Below are 1,717 nucleotides of genomic sequence, written 5' to 3' on the forward strand. Positions count from 1 at the left end.
AACCCTGGGTATTCAGCGGAATTGGGTGATCTGACGTTCCGGTAGCAGAAAGGTGCCGCTGGCCTGCAAGGATGCGAGTGTCTGGGTCGTATCCGTTGCGAGAGTCAGGGCACCAATCTGGTGAGCGAGCGTACGGGGTGGGACCGGCGGCTGTCCGTGGTCGCCGACGGCAGGGGGCTGGTCGGGTGTGCCGGGGCGGTGCTGCTGCGTCGGCTGGCCGACCGTGCGGGGTTGACGGCCGCGTTGGCGGGCGTGCTGCCCGCCGGGGCCGGAAACGGCTGGCGAGACTGCGCGGTCGTGGTCGTGCAGCTCGCTGTAGCGATCACGCTGGGGGCGGCGAACGTGTCAGACGCCGAGCAGTTGCAGGCCCATCACCAGGGCCTGTTCGGGTCGGCGGTGTCCGACTCGACGACCCGTCGGACGCTTCAGGCGATGGACGCCGACGTCCTGGCGAAGATCGCTCGGGCGCGGGCTCGGGTGCGCCGGGGTGTGTGGTCGCTGCTGCATCTGCGGCCGGGCGGATTCCCGTGGCTGACGATCGCCGGGAAGCGACTGCACCGCTGGGTGGTGATCGACATGGACGCCACGATCATCACGGCAGCGTCGAAGAAGCAGGGCGCTACGGCGACCTGGAAGAAGACCTTCGGGTTTCATCCCCTGGCCGCGTGGTGCGCGAACACCGGCGAGTGTCTGGCGATGCTGCTGCGCGCGGGCAACGCCGGCTCAAACACGGTCGCCGACCACCTGCGGGTGCTGGGCGAGGCGCTCGCCCAGGTCCCCGGTGCGCCTCGACGGCGAAGATCCTGGTGCGCGTGGACGGTGCCGGCGCCACTCATGGCCTGCACGAACACCTGCGGGACCTGAACACGATGCGGCGCACGGTCCGCTTCACCACCGGCTGGACCATCACCGACGAGGACGAGAAGGCCATCGCCCGCCTGCCCGAGAGAGCCTGGGAGACCTCGCTCAAGCAGGACGGCAGTCTCCAGGAAGGCTACTTCGTCGCCGAGCTGACCGGGCTGAACCGCCGGGAGGGCTGGATCAAGGGGATGCGGCTGATCGTCCGCCGGGTCAGGCCGTCCGGCCGGCAGATGAAGGACGTCACCGCGTTCGAGAGGAAGACCGGCTGGAAGTACTCGATCACCGCGACCAACATCAACAAGATGACCCGGATCCCAGGCTCCCATCAGATCCAGTGGCTGGACGTCCTGCACCGCCACCACGCCGTGGTCGAGGACCACGTCCGGACGAACAAGGCCATGGGCCTGCACAATCTGCCGTCCAAGTCCTGGCAGATCAACGAGGCATGGATGCTGAGCGCGAACCCCGCCGCCGACCTGGACGCCTGGCTCCGCCTGCTCACCCTCCACGACCACCCCGGCCTGGCCGACGCCGAGCCGCAGACCATGCGGTTCCGCCTCTACCACCTCCCCGCCCGCCTCGCGAAACACGCCCGCCGCCGATGGCTGCGGATCGAGACCACCTGGCCCTGGGCCGACCCCTTCACCACCAGCTGGCGACGGCTCGGCGCACTGCCCGCCGCCCCCTGAACCGGGCGTCACCACCCCGACGAAGACCAGGAAGGAGCAGACCCCGGGAACCGTGGAAGCCCGGCGCACCCCGCAGCGACACGCGAAGATCCCACCCGACACCAGCCGGGACAAACGGGATGAACCGATCACCTCAACCAGCAGCGATCACGCCTGAAGGATCAAGG

General features: G+C 69.0%; 2 protein-coding genes. Both read left to right on the forward strand.

The window, feature by feature from the left end; translation table 11 throughout:
* Positions 1-120 precede the first annotated feature (120 nt).
* Positions 121-864, forward strand: coding sequence for a transposase (locus ACIQWR_RS41490; RefSeq protein ID WP_404021372.1), 744 nt, complete (start codon positions 121-123; stop codon positions 862-864).
* The gene (locus tag ACIQWR_RS41495) at positions 813-1,550 is read left to right on the forward strand and encodes a transposase (RefSeq protein WP_404021374.1); all 738 of its coding nucleotides are present in this window, start codon (positions 813-815) and stop codon (positions 1,548-1,550) included. The genes ACIQWR_RS41490 and ACIQWR_RS41495 overlap by 52 nt, the downstream gene beginning before the upstream one ends.
* Positions 1,551-1,717: the final 167 nt, after the last annotated feature.

Source organism: Streptomyces sp. NPDC098789 (genome assembly GCF_044759975.1).
GTDB lineage: Bacteria > Actinomycetota > Actinomycetes > Streptomycetales > Streptomycetaceae > Streptomyces.